25 protein-coding genes and 1 pseudogene are annotated in these 22665 nt (G+C 72.6%); 7 read left to right on the forward strand and 19 right to left on the reverse strand.

What is annotated here, in order from left to right; all coding sequences use genetic code 11:
- Positions 1-50: 50 nt before the first annotated feature.
- On the forward strand, positions 51-791 hold the full coding sequence (locus PCA76_RS30850) for a class I SAM-dependent methyltransferase (protein WP_272613969.1): 741 nt from the start codon (positions 51-53) through the stop codon (positions 789-791).
- A gap of 39 nt (positions 792-830) precedes the next feature.
- Here PCA76_RS30850 and PCA76_RS30855 read toward each other — a convergent pair whose 3' ends face one another.
- Positions 831-1589 (reverse strand): type III pantothenate kinase, encoded by a 759-nt coding sequence (locus PCA76_RS30855; RefSeq protein WP_272613971.1) that lies wholly within the window; start codon positions 1587-1589, stop codon positions 831-833.
- A 118-nt stretch (positions 1590-1707) separates the two neighbouring features.
- Here PCA76_RS30855 and PCA76_RS30860 point away from each other — a divergent pair, with 118 nt between their 5' ends.
- Positions 1708-2799: a hypothetical protein gene (locus PCA76_RS30860; protein ID WP_272613972.1), complete on the forward strand. Its 1092-nt coding sequence runs from the start codon at positions 1708-1710 to the stop codon at positions 2797-2799.
- A gap of 18 nt (positions 2800-2817) precedes the next feature.
- On the opposite strand, the gene nadC is transcribed toward PCA76_RS30860, so the two are convergent.
- The 6 genes from nadC to PCA76_RS30890 all read right to left on the reverse strand — a co-directional run bounded on the left by nadC (position 2818) and on the right by PCA76_RS30890 (position 8789).
- On the reverse strand, positions 2818-3714 hold the full coding sequence (nadC, locus tag PCA76_RS30865; RefSeq protein ID WP_272613973.1) for a carboxylating nicotinate-nucleotide diphosphorylase: 897 nt from the start codon (positions 3712-3714) through the stop codon (positions 2818-2820).
- Entirely contained in the window at positions 3711-5405 is a 1695-nt protein-coding gene (locus tag PCA76_RS30870) for an L-aspartate oxidase (protein WP_272613975.1), read from the reverse strand. Before PCA76_RS30870 ends, nadC begins: the two co-directional genes overlap by 4 nt.
- Before the next feature lie 99 nt (positions 5406-5504).
- On the reverse strand, positions 5505-6401 hold the full coding sequence (locus tag PCA76_RS30875; RefSeq protein ID WP_272613976.1) for a septum formation family protein: 897 nt from the start codon (positions 6399-6401) through the stop codon (positions 5505-5507).
- A gap of 96 nt (positions 6402-6497) precedes the next feature.
- On the reverse strand, positions 6498-6926 hold the full coding sequence (panD, locus tag PCA76_RS30880) for an aspartate 1-decarboxylase (protein ID WP_272613977.1): 429 nt from the start codon (positions 6924-6926) through the stop codon (positions 6498-6500).
- A 43-nt stretch (positions 6927-6969) separates the two neighbouring features.
- Positions 6970-7818 (reverse strand): pantoate--beta-alanine ligase, encoded by an 849-nt coding sequence (gene panC / locus PCA76_RS30885; protein WP_272613978.1) that lies wholly within the window; start codon positions 7816-7818, stop codon positions 6970-6972.
- A complete protein-coding gene (locus PCA76_RS30890) occupies positions 7815-8789 on the reverse strand; it encodes a Rossmann-like and DUF2520 domain-containing protein (protein WP_272613979.1) in 975 nt (324 codons plus the stop codon). Before PCA76_RS30890 ends, panC begins: the two co-directional genes overlap by 4 nt.
- A gap of 273 nt (positions 8790-9062) precedes the next feature.
- Between PCA76_RS30890 and PCA76_RS30895 the strand changes: the two genes are divergently transcribed.
- Both PCA76_RS30895 and PCA76_RS30900 read left to right on the forward strand, forming a co-directional pair.
- A complete protein-coding gene (locus PCA76_RS30895; RefSeq protein ID WP_272613980.1) occupies positions 9063-10181 on the forward strand; it encodes an SAM-dependent methyltransferase in 1119 nt (372 codons plus the stop codon).
- Positions 10178-11365: an NADH-quinone oxidoreductase subunit D gene (locus tag PCA76_RS30900; protein ID WP_272613981.1), complete on the forward strand. Its 1188-nt coding sequence runs from the start codon at positions 10178-10180 to the stop codon at positions 11363-11365. Before PCA76_RS30895 ends, PCA76_RS30900 begins: the two co-directional genes overlap by 4 nt.
- Positions 11366-11383: 18 nt before the next feature.
- Here PCA76_RS30900 and PCA76_RS30905 read toward each other — a convergent pair whose 3' ends face one another.
- The 5 genes and pseudogenes from PCA76_RS30905 to PCA76_RS30925 form a co-directional block, all read right to left on the reverse strand.
- Entirely contained in the window at positions 11384-12466 is a 1083-nt protein-coding gene (locus PCA76_RS30905; protein WP_272613982.1) for a hypothetical protein, read from the reverse strand.
- 353 nt (positions 12467-12819) lie between these two features.
- Positions 12820-13203 (reverse strand): annotated as a pseudogene (locus PCA76_RS32925) (hypothetical protein); the annotation flags it as partial.
- Positions 13204-13313: 110 nt separating this feature from the next.
- Complete coding sequence (locus tag PCA76_RS30915) at positions 13314-14318, reverse strand: glycine betaine ABC transporter substrate-binding protein (protein ID WP_272613985.1); 1005 nt, start codon at positions 14316-14318, stop codon at positions 13314-13316.
- Positions 14319-14538: 220 nt separating this feature from the next.
- A complete protein-coding gene (locus PCA76_RS30920; RefSeq protein ID WP_272613986.1) occupies positions 14539-15279 on the reverse strand; it encodes an ABC transporter permease in 741 nt (246 codons plus the stop codon).
- Positions 15276-15962 (reverse strand): ABC transporter permease, encoded by a 687-nt coding sequence (locus PCA76_RS30925; protein ID WP_272613987.1) that lies wholly within the window; start codon positions 15960-15962, stop codon positions 15276-15278. Before PCA76_RS30925 ends, PCA76_RS30920 begins: the two co-directional genes overlap by 4 nt.
- A 2-nt stretch (positions 15963-15964) precedes the next feature.
- Between PCA76_RS30925 and PCA76_RS30930 the strand changes: the two genes are divergently transcribed.
- Positions 15965-16969 (forward strand): ABC transporter ATP-binding protein, encoded by a 1005-nt coding sequence (locus PCA76_RS30930; protein WP_442930176.1) that lies wholly within the window; start codon positions 15965-15967, stop codon positions 16967-16969.
- A gap of 15 nt (positions 16970-16984) precedes the next feature.
- Here PCA76_RS30930 and PCA76_RS30935 read toward each other — a convergent pair whose 3' ends face one another.
- The 7 genes from PCA76_RS30935 to folP form a co-directional block, all read right to left on the reverse strand.
- The gene (locus tag PCA76_RS30935; RefSeq protein WP_442930177.1) at positions 16985-17416 is read right to left on the reverse strand and encodes a hypothetical protein; all 432 of its coding nucleotides are present in this window, start codon (positions 17414-17416) and stop codon (positions 16985-16987) included.
- A gap of 125 nt (positions 17417-17541) precedes the next feature.
- The gene (locus PCA76_RS30940; RefSeq protein WP_272613988.1) at positions 17542-17850 is read right to left on the reverse strand and encodes a hypothetical protein; all 309 of its coding nucleotides are present in this window, start codon (positions 17848-17850) and stop codon (positions 17542-17544) included.
- A gap of 53 nt (positions 17851-17903) precedes the next feature.
- Positions 17904-19118, reverse strand: coding sequence for an ABC transporter permease (locus PCA76_RS30945; RefSeq protein ID WP_272613989.1), 1215 nt, complete (start codon positions 19116-19118; stop codon positions 17904-17906).
- A gap of 118 nt (positions 19119-19236) precedes the next feature.
- Entirely contained in the window at positions 19237-19776 is a 540-nt protein-coding gene (locus PCA76_RS30950) for a DUF3180 domain-containing protein (protein WP_272613990.1), read from the reverse strand.
- Between the two features lie 19 nt (positions 19777-19795).
- Positions 19796-20323: a 2-amino-4-hydroxy-6-hydroxymethyldihydropteridine diphosphokinase gene (gene folK / locus PCA76_RS30955; protein ID WP_272613991.1), complete on the reverse strand. Its 528-nt coding sequence runs from the start codon at positions 20321-20323 to the stop codon at positions 19796-19798.
- Positions 20320-20688, reverse strand: a complete 369-nt coding sequence (gene folB / locus PCA76_RS30960) for a dihydroneopterin aldolase (protein WP_272613992.1) — start codon at positions 20686-20688, stop codon at positions 20320-20322. The genes folK and folB overlap by 4 nt, the downstream gene beginning before the upstream one ends.
- Positions 20685-21611, reverse strand: a complete 927-nt coding sequence (folP, locus tag PCA76_RS30965; RefSeq protein ID WP_272613994.1) for a dihydropteroate synthase — start codon at positions 21609-21611, stop codon at positions 20685-20687. Before folP ends, folB begins: the two co-directional genes overlap by 4 nt.
- A 355-nt stretch (positions 21612-21966) precedes the next feature.
- Here folP and PCA76_RS30970 point away from each other — a divergent pair, with 355 nt between their 5' ends.
- Together PCA76_RS30970 and PCA76_RS30975 are read left to right on the forward strand one after the other, a co-directional pair.
- On the forward strand, positions 21967-22281 hold the full coding sequence (locus PCA76_RS30970) for a hypothetical protein (protein ID WP_272613996.1): 315 nt from the start codon (positions 21967-21969) through the stop codon (positions 22279-22281).
- 13 nt (positions 22282-22294) lie between these two features.
- On the forward strand, positions 22295-22657 hold the full coding sequence (locus PCA76_RS30975; RefSeq protein ID WP_007466101.1) for a hypothetical protein: 363 nt from the start codon (positions 22295-22297) through the stop codon (positions 22655-22657).
- The last annotated feature ends 8 nt before the right edge of the window (positions 22658-22665 follow it).

The raw sequence follows: 22665 nt of genomic DNA on the forward strand, positions 1-22665 counted from the left end.
CCGAGAGTACTCAAGCCCTCAGATGGTCGTTACCGGATAACCTGCCCGCCATGGTGGATCACACTCAAGCCCTCTCGTTCGGTGCGGCTGCGGCCAATTACGACCGGTTTCGGCCCCGTTATCCCGCCGACGCCGTCCGGTGGGCGCTGGACGGGCTGGGCGATTCCGCCCGCGTCCTCGACCTGGGCGCGGGCACCGGCATCCTCACCCGTGGGGTGCTCGCCCTGGGCCACGAGGTGACCCCGGTGGAGCCGGACCCCGAGATGCGCGCCCAACTGGCGGCCGCCACCCCGGGGCTCACCGCGCTGGCCGGCGGCGCCGAGTCCGTGCCGCTACCCGACGGGGCTGCGGACGCCGTGGTGGTGGGGCAGGCATACCACTGGTTCGACCGGGAGCTCGCGCACGCCGAAGTCGCCCGGGTGCTGCGGCCGGGCGGGACGTTCGCCCCGATCTGGAACCTCCGGGACGAGCGGGTCGAGTGGGTCGCCGAGCTGGGCCGGATCGCCCACCTGGGGGACAACGCCGGCAACGTGATGGAGAAGTACGCGGACTTCGGCCCCGCGTTCGGGCCGATCGAGCTGGGGAAGTTCACCCACCACACCACGCTCACGCCGGACGAGATCGTCGCGATGCTGCACACCCGCTCGTACTGGCTCACCGCCCCGGCCGAGCGGCGGGCAACGATCGACCAGGAGCTGCGGGAGCTTCTCGCCACCCATCCGGAACTGGCCGGGCGTCCGACCGTCGACCTGCCGTACCGCACGATCGTCCTGCGCTCCCGGCGGCGCTGACACCCCCCGCACGGCGACCGAGCCCGGCGGCGGCCGGGGTCACAGGTTGCGCTCGTACACCATCCGCAGACCGATCAGCGTGATCATCGGCTCGTGGTGGGTGATGCTGCGGCACTCGTTGATCACCAGGGCGGCCAGGCCGCCGGTGGCGATCACCGCCCGCACCTCGCCCAGCTCCTCGGTCATCCGCTCGACGATCCGGTCCACCTGGCCGGCGAAGCCGAAGTACAGGCCGGCCTGGAGGCACTCCACGGTGTTCTTGCCGATCACCGAGCGGGGCTTGGTGGCCTCGACCTTGCGCAGCTGCGCGGCCCGGGCGGCCAGCGCGTCGAAGGAGATCTCGATGCCCGGGGCGAACGCCCCACCGAGGAACTCGCCCCGCCCGCTGATCACGTCGAAGTTGGTGGTGGTGCCGAAGTCCACCACGATCGACGGCCCGCCGTAGAGGGTGAACGCGGCCAGGGTGTTCACCACCCGGTCGGCGCCCACCTCCTTCGGGTTGTCGATCGCCAACTGCACCCCGGTCCGTACCCCGGGCTCGACGATCACGCTCGGCAGGTCGGCGTAGTAACGGCCGAGCATGGTGCGCAGCGACCGCAGTGCGGCCGGCACCGTGGAGCAGGCGGCCACACCGGTGATCTCGACGTTGTCCCCGGCGAGCAGACCCCGGAACATCAGGCCCAACTCGTCCGCCGTCGAGCGGGCGTCGGTCTTGATCCGCCAGGAGTGCACCAGCTTGTCGCCGTCGAAGGTCGCCAGCACGGTGTTGGTGTTTCCGATGTCGATGCAGAGCAGCACGCACGCAGCCTAGACAACGACCGTACGGGCGGGCGCGGACCGGCCGTCGGACCGTATCCTGGTCGTATCGCGACATGAACATAGGTCAATCCACGGCGCGGCCGGACGGGGAGCGGACATGTCGGGGACGTGGTGGGTGCGGGGTCGCAACACCCTGCGCCGGCGTCGACGGCACGTGCTGGTGCTGGTCGCGCTGGCCGGGGGCGCGATCTGGATGGTCGTGCAGGCGTGGCGGGCGTCCCTCCGGGAGAGCGGCAGCTTCGCTGGCGACCTCTACCTCAACATCGGCGCCGCGCTGATCATGACGCTGCTGACCTACGTGGTGCTCAACCCGCTCTTCCGCGAGCTGCAGACGGTCAGCATCATCGAACACCCCCGCCTGGACCGGGACGCCCTGATCGAACGGGTCGCCCAGTCCCGGGAGATCGTGGCCATCCTGGAAACCTGGACCAGCATGCTGGAGGGCCCGTACGCGGCCCGGTTCGTGGCCGCGCTGCGCTCCGCGCTCGCCAATGGCGCCGCCGTCAAGGTGCTGCTGCTCGACCCGGACTCACCGGCGGTCCGGCTGCGCGCCGAGGAGCTGCGCCGGCGGGACGCCTCGGTCGCCATCCTCAACAACCTGTGGCACCTCGCGCGGCTCAGCGAGGAACTGCCCGAGTCGGCCCGCGCCCGACTTCAGGTCCGGGTCTACAGCGCCGCTCCCTCCGTGCAGATGTACCGCTGGGACGGCAAGGCGTTCATCTCGTTCTTCCCGGTGCAGGGCAGCACCTTCGACACCCAGCAGATCGAGGCGTTCGTCTCGACCCCGTTGGGCGAGTTCGTCGACGACCGGTTCGCCGAACTGTGGGACACCGCTCCCCTGGAGGATCTGGCGGCCTGCCTCACGCTGCGGCTCTGCCTGCGCCAAGCCGGTCGCGACCTGGAGACCTGCAACGCGCTCTACGTACGCTCCGACGGCGACTGGTACATCGCCGGCACGGACCTGGTGCGCAACGTGGCCCGGCACGGCCTGGCCGGGCTGACCGTCGTGCTGGACCGGCCAGAGGCGGCCGGCGAGGTCTTCGCCATCGGCGAGGCCGACGAGCTGGCGCCCGAGATCTACAACCGGGTGCTGGAGCTCTTCCGGGCCAAGTACGGCCTGGACGGCCGACAGGACACCGAGAACCGGGTGATCTTCAACCTGGCCACCAACTCGCTGACCACCGTCTGAGACACCGACAGGCGCCCGCTATTCGGTCCGCAGGTCCAGCGCGATGTCCAGGATCGGCGACGAGTGGGTCAACGCACCCACCGAGAGGAAGTCGACGCCGGTGGCCGCGTACCGGCCCGCCATCTCCAGGGTCAGCCCGCCGGTCGCCTCCAGCTCCGCCCGGTCACCCACCGCGGCCACCGCCTCGGCCAACACCTCGGGCGTCATGTTGTCGCAGAGCAGGAAATCCGCCCCCGCCTCCACCGCCTCGACCGCCTCGTCGACCGTGGTCACCTCGACCTGCACCGGCACCTCCGGGAACGCCTCCCGGACCCGCCGGTACGCCGGTGTGATGCCGCCGGCCGCCAGCTTGTGGTTGTCCTTGATCATGGCCACGTCGTAGAGGCCCATCCGCTTGTTGGTGCCCCCACCGGCCCGCACCGCGTACTTCTCCAGCGCTCGCAGGCCCGGCGTCGTCTTGCGGGTGTCCAGCACCATCGCCTTCGTGCCTGCCAACGCGTCCGCCCAGGCGCGGGTGTGGGTGGCCACCCCGGACATCCGGCAGAGCAGGTTGAGCGCCGTGCGCTCGGCCGTCAGCAGCAGCCGGGTCGGGCCGGTCACCGTCGCCAGCACGGCGCCTCGGGCCACCCGCTCGCCGTCGCGGGCCACCACCGACACCTCGACGGTACGACCGAAGCCCGTCACCTCGCCCACCAACTCGAACACGGCGGCGGCCACGGCCATCCCGGCCAACACCCCGTCCGCGCGGGCCACCAGGTCGGCCGTGTCGGTCTGTTCCGCCGGAATGGTGGCCACGCTGGTGACGTCGAGGAAATCCGGGCCCAGATCCTCGACCAGCGCGGTCTCGATCACCCGCCGCACCTGCGCCGGATCCAGTCCGGCCGCCCGCAACGCCTGCCACGTCGACTCGGTCATGACTTCTCCTCCCAAAGCTGGCTCACCCGACCCTGCGCCCCCACCGACCCGACCAGGTGGCCCAGCCACCGCTCGTCGGCCGTCGGGAAGTCCTCCCGCCAGTGGCAACCCCGGGTCTCGCCGCGTGCGTACGCGGCAGCCACCAGCGTCGACGCCACGGTGAGCAGATTTGTCGCCTCCCAGTCGGCGGTCCGCGGCCGGCCCCGGGCGACGCCCAACTCGGTAAGCGTCCCGGCCGTCTGCGCCAGCGTCGCCGCGGATCGGAGCACCCCGGCCCCCCGGGTCATCGCTCGTTGCAGGGTCGGCGTCGCCTCCGCAGGCACCACCCAGCCCGCACCCCCACGCCAGGCGCCGGTGTCGGCCGGCTGAACCTGCTCGGGCAGGCCGGCCGCGATGTCCTCGGCGATCCGCCGGGAGAAGACCAGACCTTCCAGCAGCGAGTTGCTGGCCAGCCGGTTCGCGCCGTGCACACCCGTGCAGGCCACCTCGCCGCAGGCGTACAGGCCGGGGATGGAGGTGCGGCCGCGCAGATCGGTGCGGACGCCGCCGGAGGCGTAGTGGGCGGCCGGCGCGACCGGGATCAGATCGGTCGCCGGGTCCACGCCGATCGCCAGGCAGGACGCCACGATGGTGGGGAAACGCCCGGCCAGGAAGTCCCCGCCCAGGTGCCGCGCGTCGAGGAAGACGTGGTCCGCGCCGGTGGCCAGCAACACCCGGTGGATGCCCTTGGCCACCACGTCCCGGGGCGCCAGCTCGGCCAACTCGTGCTGGCCCACCATGAACCGCTTGCCGTCCCCGTCCACCAGGTACGCGCCCTCGCCGCGCAGCGCCTCGGAGACCAGCGGCTGCTGCGCGTGCCCGGCGCCGGGCACTACCCCGCCGGCCGGGGTGATCAGGGCGGTCGGGTGGAACTGGACGAACTCCACGTCGGTCACCGCCGCGCCGGCCCGCATGGCCAGCGCCACCCCGTCCCCGGTGGACACTGCCGGGTTGGTGGTGGCGGAGAAGACCTGCCCCATCCCGCCGGTGGCCAGCACCACCGCCCGGGCCAGCAACGCGCCGACGCCATCCTCGCTGCCCTCGCCGAGCACGTGCAGGGTGATCCCACAGGCCGGGCCGAGCTCGTCCGGGCCGTCGCCCGGCGCTCGCAGCAGGTCCAGGACCAGGGCGTGCTCGAACAGCCGGATCCACGGGTCGCGCTGCACGGCGGCGTGCAGGGCCCGCTGCACCTCGGCGCCGGTGGCGTCCCCGCCCGCATGCACGATCCGGTCCGCCCGGTGCCCGCCCTCGCGGGTCAGCATCAGGGAGCCGTCGGTGTGGCGATCGAACTCGGCGCCGATCCGGATCAGCTCACGCAGCCGGGTCGGGCCCTCCTCGACCAGCACCCGGACCGCCGCCGGGTCGCAGAGCCCCACCCCGGCGACCTCGGTGTCCCGGGCGTGCGCCGCTGCGGTGTCCGTCGGGTCGAGCACGGCGGCGATGCCGCCCTGCGCCCACCTGGTCGAACCATCGTCGATATTGACCTTGGTGACCACCGTGACGTGCAGACCGGCCTCACGCAGGTGCAACGCGGCGGTCAACCCGGCCACCCCGGAACCCACCACGATCACGTCGGTGGTCTCCACCCAGCCGGGGGCGGGTGCGGCCAGCAACGCGGGCAGGGCCGGCAGGTCGACGGTCGGAAGGTCCATCCCCCCAGTCAACCCGAACCATCCTCGCTCGGGGCGGCGGGGGCGGGACGAGTGTTTTGGGCGACCCCGTCCGGCAGCGGGTCCACCGTCGGGCCGTGGTCACTTCGTCCGGACCGGTAGGCCAACCGGGCCCGCGCCCTTCAGCGATGCGGTCACCGTACGGTCACTGAGCCACAGGTAGCAGCGGACGCCCCGGTCACCGACCTTCCAACGCCCCGCGCCCGGCGGGCGGACCACCACACCGCTGCGGTAGCGCAGCTGGGCGTCGTCCGGCACGCCCGAGTACCGGGCGAGGATGCTGCGACAGCCGGTGTAGAGCGGAGCCCAGTCGGCGTCCCGGGTCGGGTACGCCGTGTCCGGCGCACGCCACACCCCGACGAACTCGGCGTCGTGCTGCTTGCCGCACTCCACCGGGACCAACGTCTGCACACCCCGGCCGCCCCCGCCACGGGTCTGCTGGCAACCCAGCCGCAGCGCCGAGACCCCCTTCAACGCGTCCCGCAGGCTGCCCGACCGGACGACCACCGTGGCCGCCGCCTCGACCGTGGTCAACTCGGTGAGGTCACACCGGAACCACCGGGAACCCGCCGCCCAGCCCGGCCCGGAGGGCAGCGCCACGGACAGCCGTAGCCGGCCGGCCCGCCAGTCGTCGCCCACGTAGCCGGTCGCCCGGGTGTCGCACTCGGCGAACGCCCCCCGCAGCTCCGCCGAGCCACCCGCCGGGGCGCTCGGCCGCTCGACCGGGAACGCCCCCACATGCACGGTCTCCACCCGGTGCGGGCCGGCGCAGTCCACCGGCTCATAGCTGGCCAGAGTGACCACATCGGTGAAGTCGGCGGCCTGACACACGCCGGCGGCCGGGGTGAACGCCGACGGTGGCGGCAGCGCCGCCCAGTCGTCGGTCAGGTCACCGTCCAGTTCACCGGACCCGGCACAGCCCACCAGCAGCACTGCCGTGGCAACAGCGGCGAACAGGGTCGTCATGGCACTGCGCATAGCGGCCTCCCCCAGCCACCGGCCGACTTCCGCCAGCGCGCCAAGGGTAACCGGAAATGACCTTCTGGTGACAGACCGGAATCGCGTCGTGCGGGATCAGACGGCGGACACGGCCAGCGGGCTGGGCACCGGATCACCGGCCGTGCCGGGCGCCACCGCAGCCGGGTCGGCACCCAGCTCGATCACCCGGTTGTCGGCGTCCACGTGCACCACCCGTGGCCGGTACGACCGGGCCTCAGCGTCGTCCATCTGCCCGTACGAGATGAGGATGACCAGGTCACCGGGATGCACCAGGTGAGCGGCGGCACCGTTGATGCCGATCACGCCGCTGCCCCGCTGGCCCGGAATCACGTACGTCTCCAACCGGGCGCCGTTGGTGATGTCCACGATCGCCACCTGCTCGCCGGGGAGCAGGTCGGCGGCGTCGAGCAGGTCCTCGTCCACCGTCACCGAACCGACGTAGTGCAGGTCGGCCTGGGTCACCGTGGCTCGGTGGATCTTCGACTTGAGCATGGTCCGCAGCATCGGGGTGCCCTTTCGCGGGAATGGTGGAGGGGGTGCGGCCAGGTCAGGGGCGGGGAGCGAGATGGACAGCCGCGTTGTCGATCAACCGGGTGGCGCCCACCCACGCGGCGATCACCAGCCGGGCCGGCCCGGACACCGGCCCCGGCTCCAACTCGGGATCGGTGAGCACCAGGTAGTCGAGACGGGCACCGGGCGTACCCGCACCGAACGCGGCGTGCGCGGCGGTCAGCACCGCCCCCGCGTCCAGGCCCTCGTCGGCCGCCCGCGCGCCGGCCCGCAGAGCCGCGGACAGGCTCAGCGCGGCGGCCCGTTCCGGCTCGCTCAGGTAGCGGTTGCGGCTGGAGAGCGCCAGCCCGTCCGGCTCCCGGACGGTCGGCACGCCGACCACCTCGACCGGCACGTCCAGGTCCCGGGCCATCCGCCGGACCAGGGTGAGCTGCTGGTAGTCCTTCTCGCCGAAGAACGCCAGGTCCGGCTGGGTGAGCTGGAGCAACTTCAGCACCACGGTGAGCACACCGTGGAAGAAACCGGGGCGGCTCGCGCCCTCCAACTCCACGCCGAGCGCGCCCGGGTCGAGGCGTACGCGGGGCTGGCCGTCCGGGTACATGTCCGCCACCGACGGGGCAAAGACAAGATCAGCGCCCGCCCGCCGACACACCTCAAGGTCCGTGTCGAGGGTGCGCGGGTAGCGGTCGAAGTCCTCGTTCGGCCCGAACTGCAACGGGTTCACGAAGATCGTCACCAGCACGTGGTCGGCCCGCTCCCGGGCCGCGCGCAGCAACGTCTCGTGCCCGGAGTGCAACGCGCCCATGGTCATCACCACGCCGACCGTGCCCTTCAGCACGGCCCGGGCCTCAGCCAACTCGGCGCGCGTGTGGACGAGCTGTGTCATGCCGCCACCTCCCGACCGCTGTCGGCCAAAACGCCCAGCAGCGACTGCGCGTCCACCGGCCGCAGCCGGCCGGCGGCGATCGCCCGGTCGGCGGTACGTCGGGCCAATGCCAGGTACGCGGGAACGGACTCCGGTGCGGTGGCGGCCAACCGGGCCAGGTGCTGCTGGACGGTCCCCGCGTCGCCACGGGACACCGGGCCGGTCAACGCGTCGTCACCCAGCCGCAGCGCGTTCTCCAGGGCGGCCCGCAGCAGCGGAGCGAGCACCTTCTCCGGCCGGTCCACCCCGGCGTCGCGCAGCCGGTCCGTCGCCTCGTTCACCAGGGTCACCAGGTGGTTCGCGCCGTGGGCCAGCGCGGCGTGGTACAGCGGGCGGTCCGACTCGGCCACCCACTCGGGCACGCCGCCCAGGTCGGCGACCAGCCGGGCAGCAAACGGGCGCAGCTCCGCCGGGGCGGTCACGCCGTACGAGATGCCGACCAGCCGGGCCAGGTCGTCCGGCGTACCGGTGAAGGTCATCGCGGGATGCAGGGCGAGCGGCCGGGCACCGACCTCGGCGGCCGGCCCCAGCACGGCCAGGCCATGCGCACCGGAGGTGTGCGCGACCACCTGGCCCGGGCGCAGCGCGCCCCGATCGGCGAGGTCGGCCACCACACCGGCCAGCGCGTCGTCCGGCACAGCGATCAGCAGCAGGTCGGCGGCGGCGTGAGCCACGGCGGCGACCGGGCGACGGGGCACCTCGGGCAGGAGCAGCGCGAGTCGAGCGCTGCTGGCTCCGGAACCGCCGGTGACCGCGACCACCCGATGCCCGGCGGCGGCGAGTGCGGCCCCCAGCACGGCTCCGACCCGACCGGCACCAATGACACCGACGGTGAGCAGACGGGGGGCGACGAAGGCGCCGATGTCGGCGCGATCCCGCGAGGCGGCGGGCCCGTGCGGGGCGGCCGGACGCGGGCGCAGCGGTGCGCTCATGACGACGATCCAGTCCTCGAGAAGGGGTACCGGTCGATCGCAAGTATGCGCCCGGCCTACCGAACCGGGACAAGCATGTGTGAAAACGTTCACCACCGAAGGAAGGGCCTCGTGTCAACGTCTCCCTGGGGCCGACGTGATCGCGCGTAGCTCGGTGGCCACCTCGGCGATCAGGTCGGCGAGCGAGGCGTCGAGCGCGGGGATCACGAGTCGTCTCACAACCGGTGACCGTAGGGTCGGCACGGTGACGCACCCTGAGCTCGGAGTGAACTGATGTCGATCCTGTGGCGGGACGCGATGAGCCGGGCCCTCTACGGGCCGGGCGGCTTCTTCGTCGCCGGTACGGGGCCGGCCGACCACTTCCGAACCAGCGTGCACGCCTCGCCAGCCTTCGCCACCGCGCTCCTACGCCTTGTCGCAGAGGTGGACACAGCCCTGGGCCACCCGTCGCGGCTCGACGTGGTCGACGTCGGGGCTGGGCGGGGGGAGCTGTTACGTGCCCTGCTCGGGCTCGTCGCGCCCGCCGACACCGCGCCCGCCGGCGCCGTCGGGCTTGCGGAACGGGTGCGGTTCACTGCAGTCGAGTACGCGACGCGCCCCGAAAACCTGCCTCCGGAGATTGGGTGGGTGTCCGAGATTCCTGCGGGGATCAACGGGGTGTTGCTGGCGACCGAGTGGTTGGACAACGTTCCGTTGGACCTGGCGGTACATACCGAGGACGGCTGGCGATACGTGTTGGTCGATCCCGCGAGCGGTTCGGAGACCGTTGGTGAGCTGGTCGGTCGTGCTGATCTCGACTGGCTGACGACCTGGTGGCCCAGCTTCACAAACGCTCGCAGCGCGGACCACGACCCGGGCCGGAGGCCGACCTGGACTGACGCGACCAGCGGGAGCGACTCGGGTTTCCGGGCAGCCCCCCACAGCGACCACATACGAGCCGAGATCGGCCGGACCAGGGACGAAGCGTGGGGGGCCGCGGTGCAGAAGATCGAGCGGGGCATGGCGGTGGCCGTGGACTACGGGCATCTGCGGGACGGGAGACCTGTCGACGGCACGTTGACCGGGTATCGGGGTGGGCGGCAGGTGCCGGCGGTGCCGGACGGATCGAGTGATGTGACCGCGCACGTTGCCATGGACTCGGTCGCCTCCGCTGGTGCGGCGGTCGCCCGGTGCGCGTACTCCCTGGGCTTGCAGCGGGAGGCACTGCGGGCGCTCGGGGCCGACGGCGGCCGACCGCCGCTGAGCCTGGCCGGCACGGACCCGGCGGGGTACGTGCGGGCGCTGGCCGCTGCGTCGGCGGTGGCCGAGCTGACCGACCCGGCCGGGCTCGGTGGGCACTGGTGGCTGCGCCAACCGGTCGGCATCCCGCTCGGGCCGGCCGTGGCACGATGACGGGCATGACCACCGACGCCGGGGACCTCCGCGAACTGACCGTCGGCACCGGGGCGGGCCTGGTCCCCGGCACCGGCGACCAGCAGCTCGGCACGGACATGGTGCTGAACATCGGTCCGCAGCACCCCTCCACGCACGGCGTGCTGCGACTGAAGCTGGTGCTCGACGGCGAGCGGGTGGTCACCTGCGAGCCGATCATCGGTTATATGCATCGAGGCGCGGAGAAGCTCTTCGAGGTGCGCGACTACCGGCAGATCATCGTGCTGGCCAACCGGCACGACTGGCTCTCGGCGTTCTCCAACGAGCTGGGTGTGGTGCTCGCCGTGGAACGCCTGATGGGCATGGAGGTGCCGGAGCGGGCCACCTGGCTGCGAATGGCCCTGGCCGAGCTGAACCGGGTGCTCAACCACCTGATGTTCCTCGGCTCGTATCCGCTGGAGATCGGGGCGATCACGCCGATCTTCTACGCCTTCCGGGAACGGGAGACGATCCAGGCGGTGATGGAGGAGGTCTCCGGCGGCCGGATCCACTACATGTTCAACCGGGTGGGCGGCCTCAAGGAAGAGGTGCCGTACGGGTGGACCGGCCGGGCCCGCGCGGCGATCGGCGAGGTACGCCGGCGGTTGCCCGACCTGGACCACCTGATCCGACGCAACGAGATCTTCCTGGCTCGGACCGTGGGCGTGGGTGTGCTCTCCGCCGCGGACGCCGCCGCGTTCGGCGCGTCCGGGCCGGTGGCTCGCGCCTCCGGGCTCGACCTGGACCTGCGCCGCGACGACCCCTACCTGGCGTACGACGAGCTGGACGTGCCGGTCGTCACCCGGACCGCCGGGGACTGCCACGCCCGCTTCGAGGTGCTGCTCGACCAGGTGTACGCGTCACTGGACCTCGCAGAGCAGTGCCTGGACCGGGTGGATCAGCTGACCGGGCCGATCAACACCCGACTGCCGAAGGTGCTCAAGGCGCCGGAGGGGCACACCTACGCCTGGACCGAGAATCCGCTCGGCATCAACGGCTACTACCTGGTGTCCCGGGGCGAGAAGACGCCGTGGCGGTTGAAGCTGCGCACGGCCTCGTACGCGAATGTGCAGGCGCTGGCCACCCTGCTTCCCGGCTGCCTGGTCCCGGACCTGATCGCGATCCTCGGCTCGATGTTCTTCGTGGTCGGCGACATCGACAAGTGACGCGGGCGGCCTGACGCGTCAGCGCCAGCGGTCGCCGGGCGGCGTGCCGCCAGCGCGCGGTCCATCGTCCTGCGGCGGGTAGCCGTAGCGCTCGTCGACCCGGCGCCGACCGGCCCGCTCCGGTGCGGGTTCCGCCTCGTGACCGCGCTGGCGGGGTGGGCGCCACTCGTCCGGCACCGGGACGCCGCCCATCGGCAGCGCCGGCCGGTCCGCCGGCTCGGCCCGCCAGCCGCCGTCGCGATCGTGCCGGCGCGCCGGCTCGTCCCGGTGGTACGACTCGCGCTCCTCGTGGCGGCGCGGCTCCTCGTGGCGGCGCGGCTCCTCGTGGCGGACGGCTGCCCAGCGGTCGGCCACCCGGTACTCGGTGCCGGTGGCGTCGGCGTGCACCTCGGCCCGGCGTTCGCCGACCCGCAGCTCACGGCCGTTCTCGTCGTCGCGGACGGCGGCCCACCGGTCGCCGGCCCGCAACTGTGACCAGTACTCGCCGGTGTCATCGGCCCGCAGGGGCGGCCCAGGCTGCGGCGCGGCGGCGCTCGCCCGGTCGCGCTGCTCCGACCAACCGCGATCGTCCGGGCTGTCCCAGGAGCCCGAGGCCGACCTCTCCGGCGTGCGCTGCGACCGGGCCGCCGAGCCGCGCTCGTCGGGCTGGGCGTAAGCGTCGCGCGGATCGGTCCACTCCGGCTCGTCGCGGCGACCCGTCCAGCCCGGCTCGCCCCCATCGAGGTCAGCCTCGTTCCGTTCGGCACCCCAACCCGAACCGTCCCGCGCGCCGCTCCACTCGGGCTCGCCTCGGGTCGCGGGCTGCGCCCCCCGGGTGCGGTTGTCGCCAGAGCGGGCCCGGTCGTCGCCAGAGCGGGCCCGATCGTCACCAGAGCGGGCACGGTCGTCGCCGGGGCGCCGGTCGTCGCCGTACCCGGCACGGGGGCGCTCCTCCGGCTCGCTCCTCGCTCGGCCGGCCGGGCGGGAACGCTCATCCGCACCGCCGTGCCGGGTCCACTCCTGCGCCGGCGCGGTCCACTGGCCGGCGTACCCGCCGCCATAGCGCGCAGCCGGCTCGGCGGGACCGCCGTCCACCACGGTGTGCCGGGTGGTGACGTGCACGGTTTCGGTGTGCCGGACCACGCCGCCCGGTCGGTGCGTCGGTTCCGGGCGGTCGTGCTCACGAGGACGGGCTGAGCCGTACGCGGTGGCGGCCGGCCGATCCGCGCCGTACGTTCCGCGGTCGCCGCCGGCTCGGCGGACTCCCGTGGGTACGCCGGCTCGTCGTCGTCCGCGTGCTCGGAGCGACCCCACCGGGCCGCGTCGTCCGGGCTGGACACCCGGGCGCGACCGGCGGGTGCGTCACCCTGCACCTGGACCCGGCTACGGGCCACCGGGGCGTTGTCCACCGGCGGCTCGACGGCCGGCACGCGCGCCCGGCCAGGTCCGGCGGGCTCGCCAGCGGGGACGGCACCGGCGAGGGCGGCACCGCTGGCGTCGAGACGGCGGCGGACCGCGGCAACGCCCTCCTGGGCCCGTTGCGCCTGGTCGAGCGCCTGGTTACCGCGCTGCGCGGCGGCCACGATCTCGGTGCGCAGCTCCCGACGGAGCTCCTCGATCTCATCCAACAACTCGTCGGCCCGCGCAGAGGCGCCCTCGCCGTCGGGACGAAGCGCGATGGAGAGGCCGATCAGCACCACCGCGAGGATGGCGAGCACCGCGGCGAAACGCAGCGGGCCGTTACCGTCGGCAACCAGCAGAATGAGCGCCGCCACCGGCGCGAGTGCAACGCCCGCCCAGAAGAGCACGGTCAGCAGCGGTGATTGACGCCGCGCGTCAGAGGTGGCCGGGGCTGGCATAGGTGCGGAGCCTACCGAGGTTCTCCACCGGAGGGAACGGGGTCCTGGGATGCGCGAACGCCCCCGCCCGGTCGGGGCGGGGGCGTTCTCGGCAGATCAGTAGAGAGAGATCAGCTGGTGGCGAAGGCGCCGTCCGAGGAGAAGATCAGGCCCACGCTGATCGAGCCGTCGCGCAGCCCGCTCTTGGTCAGCGGTCCGCCCTGGTCCAGCGAGGAGAACTTGCCCACCGACAGCCCGTACGTCTTCTCCAGACCCGGCTTGCAGAACGGACGCTGCTCGCACTCCGGCGGGCCGCCCAGCACCGTCGCACTGCCGGAGCACTTCGCGGCCAACTCGGAGAGGGTCCGCACGCCGTACTTGTCGGCGAAGGCCTGGGTGACGGCGAAGGCGTTCTGGTCCTGTGCGGCGGCCGGGGCACCGAAGGTGATGCCGGCCTTGTCGCCCTCGGCCTTGAGCGCCGTCACCGTCGTGTTGATGTCGGGCGAGGAGACCGGCTGGGCCTTCGCGCCGTTGACCTTGGTGTTGAGGAACTCGGCCATGGTCGCCGCGTACTCCGGGACGACCTGGATCTCGCCCTTCTCCAGCGCCGGCTCGTAGAGCTCCCGGTTGCCGATCTGCTGCACCTTGACCTGGTAGCCGGCGGCCGTGAGGGCAATCTTGTACAGCTCGCCGAGCGTCTGGCTCTCGCTGAAGTTGCCGGCGCCGACCACGATGTCGCCGCCCGGGCCCTTGGCGATGCCCTCGGTGAGGTTGTTGGCGGAGGCGAACTCCTCGGCCGCCACCTTGGGGGTCTTGCGATCCGCGTCGACGGCCTTGTTGAGCTGGACCAGCTTCGGCGTGTCGAGCGCGGCGGAGACCTTGTCCAGTGCGGCGATCAACTGCGGGTTGGCCGCCTTGCTGTTGACCGCCGGGATGACGTTGTCGGAGTTCTGGAGCTTCTTGTCGTCCTGCAGAGCGATGAGCTGCTGGCCGGCGACCGGGGCGCACCCGGCGCCGGAGGCGCCCTGCTGGGGCGCGTCGGTGCCGGACGAGCCGGCGTCACCACACCCGGTGAGGAGTGCTGCCCCGGCGACGGCGCTGACAGCGCCGATAGCCAGACGTGTACGTGCGCGCATGTGCCCGCCTTCCGTGTCCCGGCGCGGCCCGTCCCGGGCCGGCCGCGTGTCCGACGGGCGATCCTGACTGTCGGTCGCCCGCGAATATCCACCCAACATGCTCCGCAACCGACCGACAACTTGGGATGGACTTCGTCACCGCATCGTCACCGATTGGCTCACCGTCGGTCGCCGGCTCGACGGAATGCTCACCCGGATGAGTCGCCCACGAGAACGCGGGTCAGGCGCTCCCGGTGGCGTCGGCGGGCCGCGGTCGCCCCGTGCTCTGCCGCCCGCGCCGTAGCGGACGGGGTGTGACCAGCCGTTCGACGCCACCAAGGACCACCTCGGCGAGCAGCGCGAGCCCGGCCACCAGCACTCCGCCGGCGACGATCTGGCCCCCGCCGGCCGCGATACCGATGCCGAAACCGGTCCGGATGATCTGGCCGAGGCCGCCGCCGTTGACGAACGAGGCCAGTGCGGCGGTCGCGATCACCTGGACCGCGGCGGTGCGGAACCCGGCAGCCAGGTAGGGCACCGCCAACGGCAACTCCACGCGACGCAGCAACTGCCCGCCGGACAGGCCCATCCCCCGCGCCGCGTCGCGGGCCTCCGGGTCGACCTGCCGCACCCCGGTGTACGCGTTGGCCAGCAGTGGCGGGACGGCGAAGACCGCCAGCGCCACCACGACCGGCGTCCGCCCGAAGCCGCTGGCGAAGACCACCGGCAGGATGGTCAGCAGCGCCAGGGTGGGGATGGCCAGGGTGGCGTTGGACACCAGCACCACCAGGCCGCCGCCCCGGCCGACGTGACCCAGCCAGAGACCGAGCGGCCACGCCACCAGGCAGCCGAGCGCCACCGCCAGGGCCGAGATCGTCAGGTGCTCGCCGAGGCGGTCCAGCATGCCCCCGGGGTTGGTCCAGTTCAGTGGGTCGTTGAACCAGACGACTGCCTGGCCGATCGGGTTCTCCGCGACGGTCACCGTGCCCTCCGGGCGGACCAGGGGGTCACCAACCGGGCGACCAGGACGAGCAGCAGGTCGAGCACGACCGCGAGTGCCACGCAGAGCAGAGCGCCGGTCATGATCTCAGCCTTGTAGAGGTTGTTCTGGAAGCCAGCGAAGATCAACTGACCAAGGCCACCATGCCCGACCAGCACCCCGACCGTGACCAACGCCACAGTGGAGACGGTCGCCAACCGCACACCGGTCACGACGCCCGGCAGCGCCAGCGGCAGATCGATCCGGAACAGCCGCCCCCACCGGCCGTACCCCATTCCCTCGGCAGCCTCGCGAACCTCCGGAGGCACCTGGTTGAGGCCGGCCACCACATTGCGCACGATCAGCAGCAGTGCGTAGAGGACCAGCCCGACCAGCACGGTGGTGGCCCCGGTGCCCAGGTAGGGCGCGATGAACGCGAAGAGCGCCAACGACGGGATGGTGTAGACCACCCCGCTGACGGCGAGGATCGGGCCGGCGAGCGGGCGGACCCAGTACGCCAGCACGGACAGCGGCAGGGCGATCAGCACCGCGATCAGCACCGCACGCCCGGTGAGGGAGGCGTGTTCGCGCACCGCGGCGAGGATCGTGTCAGAGTTGTCCCGCACGTACTGCCAGGAGAACCAGGGGTTACCCGGGTCGGCCCGGTAGCTCAGGCGGAAGGACATACGTGGACGTTACCCCGGAGGCCCCCGACGTGGCCCAGTCCCCTCGCGCGGCGTCGATCTCCCTACAGGGCATCCAGAAGCGCTACCCGAACGGCACCGAGGCTGTCCGGGAGCTCAGCCTGGACGTCCGGGCCGGCGAACTGGTGGTGCTGATCGGCCCGTCCGGGTGCGGCAAGTCGACCGTACTGCGCATGATCAATCGCCTGATCGAGCCGACCGCGGGCCGGATCACGCTCGGCGACGAGGACGTCACCGACGTCGACCCGGTGCGGCTGCGCCGCCGAATCGGATATGTGATCCAGAACGTCGGCCTCTTTCCACACCAGACGGTTCGGGCCAACGTGGCCACCGTCCCGGGCTTGCTCAGGTGGCCCAAGGGCCAGACCCGGGCCCGGGTCGACGAACTGCTCGACCTCGTCGGACTGGACCCGGCCCAGTTCGGCGGCCGCTACCCGCACGAGCTGTCGGGTGGCCAGCGGCAGCGGGTCGGGGTGGCCCGCGCACTCGCCGCCGACCCGGTGGTGCTGCTGATGGACGAGCCCTTCTCGGCCGTCGACCCGATCGTCCGGGCACGCCTCCAGGAGGAGTTCCTCCGCCTCCAGGCCGAGGTCCGCAAGACGATCGTGCTGGTCACCCACGACCTCGACGAGGCGGTCCGGCTCGGCGACCGCATCGCGGTGCTCTCCGAGGGCGGGCACCTGGAGCAGTACGACACGCCGGCCGCACTGCTCGGCGCACCCGCCACCCCGTTCGTCCGCGAGTTCGTCGGCGCCGACCGGGGCATCCGCCGACTGGCGGTCACCCCACTCGACCGGGAGTCGCTGGAGCCGGTACCCGGGGACGCCGCCGCGGACCTGCCCACCGTCGCACTGGACGGCTCCGCGTACGACGCGCTGGCGGTGCTGCTCACCTCGGGGCGCGACCAGCTCGTGGTGACCGACGCCGGCCGACCGGTGGGCACGCTCAGCCGACAGCGTCTTCTCGACCTCGGCCGCCCGACGAGCTGACCTGCCCCGGCCGGGTCAGGCGCGACCGCCGAGGCTGGCCGTGCCGATGATCCATCCGGTGAGGAAGCCGTAGCCGGCGCCGGTGCTGGCGTCCTGCAGGGCGCCCAGCAGTGACGGGTCCGGGCCGAGCAGTGCCGCCAGCACGGCGGCGAGCCCCCCGGCCAGCACGTACGCGGCCCAGCCGGAGAAGAACTGACTGACCGGGCCGGGCACCCGGGCCACCTGGGCGGCGGGCAGAAGGTAGAGCAGGGCCACCGCGAGGACCACCAGCAGCACCGCCCGCAGGTCGGCGGCGAACAACCCGCCGGCCTGCCCGTCCGCGTCGAGCCGCCAGGCCGGCCACGCGAGCAGGCGCGCGTAGAAGGCCCCGGCCGACTCCGGGTCGGTCTGCGTGGCGGCCCAGCGGGTGTACGCCGGGCTGCCACAGATGCCGACCAGCAGCAACACGGCGAGCGCGCCGGTGCCGGCCGCCGTGCCGTAGCGGCCGACCGGGCCGGAGCGGTGGACGAGCGATGCGATCCGCCCAGGCCCCGAACCGGTCGTCCGGGCGGACCTGGGCTGCCCCGAGCGGCTCAGTGCTTCATCAGGTAGTCGATGAAGGCGGCCCGCAGCAGCGGCGCCGACTCCTCGTAGCCGTGACCGGTCAGCTCCCGCCACAGCGCGTTGGCCTCGTCGATGGTCGGGCCGATCGAGTTCGGGGCGCCGTCCAGCACCGTGGCCTCGTCCGCGTTCGGAAGGTGCCGCAGCACCGACCAGTAGAACCCCACGTCACGACGCTCCCGGGCCCGGGCGAACGCCCGCTCCCGCAGATCCTCGGTGGACAGCGCGTCAAGCTCCTCGAACGAGGATCCGCCGGGGGTGGCGGCAGGTGTGTCGGTCATGTCGCCGAGCCTAACGGTCGAGATCAGCTCCGGCCCGGCGGACGCGACACGGGTCACCGCTCATCGGCGTCCCACCGACGTGGGCTGTCCTCCCAGCGCGGATCCCGCCACGGGTCGACCGGTTGGGGCGCGGCGGGCGTCGGCAGCGTCGGAGGCCAGTTGTCGACCGACTGCGTCGGCGGCATGCTCCAACCCGCACTGATCGTGCCGTCGCCAACCGGCTCGGGTATGGCGGTGCTGCCCGGTCGGGGCCGCCCGAACGTCTCGACCAGCCGGGTGACCAGCAATCCGACGCCGAGCGCCGCGCCGCCGATCGCCCAGATGCTCAGCGTCCACCCGCGCTCCTGCGCGTACACCTGGAAGACGGTGACCAGGCTGACCGCCAGCACCGTGCCGAACACACCGCCGCGACGGCCGTACGCGCTGGTGCCGGCGAGGAGGGCCACCCCGATCGCCAGGACCGTCCAGTCCAACCCCGAGGTGGGCGCGACCGGCCCAGGGTCGTTGGCGGCGAGCAGCACGCCGGCGAGGGCGGCGAGCACGGTGGAGCCGACCAGCGCGACCGCAGTGACCACGGCGGCCACCGCGCCCCGCCGACGGGCCGGATCGGCGATCGGCCGGTACCGGCCGACCAGTCGGCGGATCGCCCGGATCGCGCCGAACAGCCCGCCGAGGACGGCCACCGCGGCGAAGCCGGCGAAGAAATATCCGGCGCTGCGCCCGGGGTCGTAGTCGCCCTGCACCAGCACCGGGGCCGAACGGCGTTCGATGTACACCACGACGCCGGCCGCGCCGGCCAGGCTGGCAGCCCAGCCCGGCACGTGCAGCACCACCACAGCGAGCGCCAGCACGAGCCCGCCCAGCGCGGCAACCGCCACGGCCGAGCCGACCGACGTTGGCAGACCCCGATCGCCCTGCTCGGCGTAGTGCAGGGCGGCGGCGACCGCGATCGGCCCGACGGCCAGGTTCGGCGCGGCCGTACGCAGGCTCAGCCCGGCGGCCAGGGCGAGCATCCCCAGCCCGACCGCGTCGACCAGCAACGTACGCAGGTTGCCGTCGCGCAGGGCGGCCGGGTTGTCCTGCCAGAGCAGCCAGCCCAGGGTCGCCAGCCCGGCCAGCAGCAGGAACTCCCATCCCAGGTGCACGCCGACCCGATCCCGGCCGGGCTCACCGTGGGTGGGGTCGTCGAAGACGTTCTCCAGAACCGCCGAGGGCACCCCGGACGAGGGCTCGGCAGACCGGTCCCGGCCCGCTTCTTCGTACCCCATGACGCCGCCTCCCCAGTCGCCGGCCGTCCCCAGTCCGGCGCGCGGACGAACGGTGGGCGGCCTTGCTCTCCGATCGCAGGCACCGTACCCGCGCCCGGAGCCGGGCGTAACCCCCTGCTCAGCGCTGGCCGGGGCGGCTCTCCCGTGGGTCCTGCTCGCGCTCGTCGTCCGGGCGATCCGGCACCCGGCAGGAGCGCTCCAGCCACAGCGCGGCGCCGACCAGAGCCAGCGAGGCGAGCAGGCCCCCACCGGCGGCCGGTCGATCGTCGAGCGCGGCGCGGGTGGTCTCCACGAAGAGCCAGCCGGTGAGCCCCGTGTAGAAGCCGGCGAAGAGGGCCGCGGCCAGCGCCGATGCCTTGGCCAGCACCACGAAGCGGGCAACCATCAGCGGGTTGACCGGCTCCCGGCCAGGTTTGCGCTGGATCCGGCCCCGGGTGTCGAAGGCGGCGTACGCCTCGAGCACGGCGAGCCCTACGAGCGTCACCACCGGCAGCCAGGGGAGCCGGGGGATGCCGCTGTAGTAGAGGCTGCTGATCAGCAGCCAGGCCACCGCCGCCGCAGCCAGGGCGGCCACGACCAGGGTCGAGATCCGGGTGGGGCCCATCCGTGACCGATCCGGGCCCGACCCGCCCGGTGGTGGGGACTTCGCCTGCGTCATGCCGGCCAGCTCCGCTCGGTCATGCCGTCGACTCTAACGCCAACTCCGGCCGGGGACGCAGTTCCAACGCCTCGTCCGCCGCAGGGCCGGTGGTCAGCAGGTCGGTCAGCCAGCCGTGACCGGGCAGCCGACCGTACGGCTGGATGTCGATCCACGGCCGCAGCACGAAGGCGCGCAGGTGCGCCCGGGGGTGCGGCAGGGTCAGCTCCGGGTCGTCGCTGAGCACCGGCTCGTCGTCGTCACCCCAGACCGCGATCACGTCCACGTCGAGGGTGCGCGGCCCGAACCGCCGCTCCGGGTCACGGACCCGACCGGCCGCCCGCTCCGCGACGCGGGCCCGCTCCAGCCAGTCGCGCGGGCTCGCGGTCTCGTCCTGGGCGAGCAACACCGCATTGAGGTACGCGGGCTGGTCGGCGTCGCCCCACGGTGGAGTCTCATACACCCCGGAGAGTACGAGCACAGAGTCACCGAACGCGGTCACGGCCGTGCGCAGGTGACCGAGCCGATCGCCCAGGTTGCTGCCGAGCGACAGCACAGCCCTGGTCACCGGTCACGCGTCCGGGTCATGGTGACGGCCACGTCGGTGAAGGTGTGCGGCACCGGAGCCTCCGGCTTGTGCACGGTGATCGTGGCAGCGCCGACCCGCTCGTCGGCCAGGCAGACCGCGAGGAGTCGGTCCGCGAGGGTCTCGATCAGGTTGACCGGCTCACCGGTCACCACCGCGACCAGGCGTTCGGCCAGCTCCCCGTAGTGGACGGTGTCGGTGACGTCGTCGCTGGCGGCGGCCGGGGCCAGGTCCACCTCGAGGACGGCGTCGACCACGAAGTCCTGCCCCTGCGCCCGTTCGAAGTCGTACACCCCGTGCCGACCGCGGGCCCGCAGGCCGGTCAGTTGGATCCGGTCGGTCGTCATCGCTGCACCTTCTGCTCGTGATCGTCGGTCGCAGCCTGCTCGTGATCGTCGGTCGCAGCGGCGTGGCGCGGGCTGCCGGTCGCGGGGGCCAGGCGCGGGCTGCCGGTCGCGGCCCAGACGGCGAGCGCGTCGGCGGTGGCCCGCACGTCGTGCACGCGTACGCCCCAGGCGCCGGCGGCGACCGCCAGCACGCTGGTGGCCACGGTGGCCGCCTCCCGCTGGGCGGTCGGTCGCGGGGTGCCGTCGGGGGCGGCGAGCAACCCGCCGAGGTACGACTTGCGGCTGGCCCCGAAGAGCAGCGGACAGCCGAGGTCCAGCAGCTCCGGCAGGCGGGCGCTGAGCTCCCAGTTGTGCGCGGCCGTCTTGGCGAAGCCGAGGCCGGGGTCGACGATGAGGCGGTCGGCGGCCACCCCGGCGGCCAGCGCCGCGTCGATCCGTTGGGCCAACTCGGCTCGGACGTCGGCCACCACGTCGGTGTAGTTGGCCAGCTCGCGCATCTCCCGCGAGTGGCCACGCCAGTGCATCAGCACCCAGGGGCAGTGCGCGTCGCGCACCACGCGGGCCATGTCCGGATCGGCCAGCCCGCCGGAGACGTCGTTGACCACCGCCGCTCCAGCGGCCAGGGCGGCCTCCGCCACCCGTGCACGGCTGGTGTCGATGCTGACCGCGACACCAGCGGCCGTCAGCTCACGGATGACCGGCAACACGCGGTCGGCCTCGGTCGCGGCGTCGATCCGCTCAGCGCCGGGACGGGTCGACTCGCCGCCGATGTCGACCAGGTGGGCTCCGGCGTCGCGCAGACGGACGCCATGTCCGACGGCCGCGTCGAGGTCGGCGTACCGTCCGCCGTCGGAGAAGGAGTCCGGTGTGACGTTGAGGACGCCCATCACCACCGGGCCCGAGGCCCGCACCAGATCGGTCACGACTAGACGGTACCGGTCGCGGCAGCGGTGCCCACCGACCCGGGTAGGCCACGCATCACCACCCCTGACGTGCCGATTAGAACAGGTGTACGATCGGTCATTCAGGCAGCAACGGGCAGCCCCTTCACGGCTTGTAGCAATCCGGGGCGGCCCGTACGCTTTGGAATTGGCCAGCATCGACATGGCGAAGCTTGGAGGGAGGGCCGAAGCGGGGAAAATCCGCCCAAACCTCGCCACGCTCCGTGGTGAGTAACGAACGCAGGGTCAAAAACGCTGCGCTCTGTGGAGCAATTTCTCGCCAGGCTTGCCTATTGCACCGCCGCGGCACCGCCGGCCGCGCTATGGGGAGGTTCCAGTGATCGCCTTCGAGCTCATGGAGACGGCGTCGTCCGGCGTCACCCACGCGCTCTCCACTCTGGCGTCGGCTCCGCTCGCAGAGCCGGCACCGAAGGGGATCGACACCAACAGTGTCGTCACCTTCTTCGCCAGCAAGATCGCGCCGATCCTGCTCGCCGTCCTGGGCGTCATCTTCATCGGCCGTGCCAGCCGCGGTGAGATCTCCAAGGTGCTGACCAGCTCTGCGATCGCCATCGTCGGGCTGGCCTTCATCGCCGGCGCGGCAACACTCTTCTTCGTCGGCGATTACCTGATCGACCTGATCTTCGAATAGGCGCGTTCACCACATGCGGCTGCGCACCGACGACGACATCTACCGGGCCCGCCTGGTCTACCTCGGGCCGCCCGGTTACACCCTTCCGGTCCACCTGCCCTACGCCCAGTACGGGCTGTTCATGCTGCTGGTCCCCCTCTACATGTTCATCCACTGGCTGTTCACGTTGACGGTCGAGCTCTTCCCGGCCTGGGAGATCGCGCTCGCCATCGTGACCACGTCGTTCATCTTCCGGCACGTCGACCCCGATCGGCCGGCGCGGGTGGTCATCCGCACCGCGCTGACCGACTGGCGACGCACCCGGGAGCCGGCGATCGAGCAGCGCGATCCGCGCCTGGTCGGCAGCCGGATCAGGATTCGGGAGGAGCTGGCATGACCGGGCGT

The sequence above is a fragment of the Micromonospora sp. LH3U1 genome, assembly GCF_028475105.1.
Classification (GTDB): Bacteria; Actinomycetota; Actinomycetes; order Mycobacteriales; family Micromonosporaceae; genus Micromonospora.

Bases quoted from the DNA above. Each gene is read 5' to 3' on its own strand.
- PCA76_RS30890 (WP_272613979.1), bottom strand. From the start codon at position 8,789: ATGAGCGCACCGCTGCGCCCGCGTCCGGCCGCCCCGCACGGGCCCGCC.
- PCA76_RS30875 (WP_272613976.1), bottom strand. From the start codon at position 6,401: ATGCGCAGTGCCATGACGACCCTGTTCGCCGCTGTTGCCACGGCAGTG.
- PCA76_RS30940 (WP_272613988.1), bottom strand. From the start codon at position 17,850: ATGACCGACACACCTGCCGCCACCCCCGGCGGATCCTCGTTCGAGGAG.
- PCA76_RS30895 (WP_272613980.1), top strand. From the start codon at position 9,063: ATGTCGATCCTGTGGCGGGACGCGATGAGCCGGGCCCTCTACGGGCCG.
- nadC (WP_272613973.1), bottom strand. From the start codon at position 3,714: ATGACCGAGTCGACGTGGCAGGCGTTGCGGGCGGCCGGACTGGATCCG.
- PCA76_RS30945 (WP_272613989.1), bottom strand. From the start codon at position 19,118: ATGGGGTACGAAGAAGCGGGCCGGGACCGGTCTGCCGAGCCCTCGTCC.
- panC (WP_272613978.1), bottom strand. From the start codon at position 7,818: ATGACACAGCTCGTCCACACGCGCGCCGAGTTGGCTGAGGCCCGGGCC.
- panD (WP_272613977.1), bottom strand. From the start codon at position 6,926: ATGCTGCGGACCATGCTCAAGTCGAAGATCCACCGAGCCACGGTGACC.
- PCA76_RS30860 (WP_272613972.1), top strand. From the start codon at position 1,708: ATGTCGGGGACGTGGTGGGTGCGGGGTCGCAACACCCTGCGCCGGCGT.
- folB (WP_272613992.1), bottom strand. From the start codon at position 20,688: ATGACGACCGACCGGATCCAACTGACCGGCCTGCGGGCCCGCGGTCGG.
- PCA76_RS30925 (WP_272613987.1), bottom strand. From the start codon at position 15,962: ATGTCCTTCCGCCTGAGCTACCGGGCCGACCCGGGTAACCCCTGGTTC.
- PCA76_RS30915 (WP_272613985.1), bottom strand. From the start codon at position 14,318: ATGCGCGCACGTACACGTCTGGCTATCGGCGCTGTCAGCGCCGTCGCC.
- PCA76_RS30870 (WP_272613975.1), bottom strand. From the start codon at position 5,405: ATGGACCTTCCGACCGTCGACCTGCCGGCCCTGCCCGCGTTGCTGGCC.
- PCA76_RS30900 (WP_272613981.1), top strand. From the start codon at position 10,178: ATGACGGGCATGACCACCGACGCCGGGGACCTCCGCGAACTGACCGTC.
- PCA76_RS30850 (WP_272613969.1), top strand. From the start codon at position 51: ATGGTGGATCACACTCAAGCCCTCTCGTTCGGTGCGGCTGCGGCCAAT.
- PCA76_RS30950 (WP_272613990.1), bottom strand. From the start codon at position 19,776: ATGACGCAGGCGAAGTCCCCACCACCGGGCGGGTCGGGCCCGGATCGG.
- PCA76_RS30975 (WP_007466101.1), top strand. From the start codon at position 22,295: ATGCGGCTGCGCACCGACGACGACATCTACCGGGCCCGCCTGGTCTAC.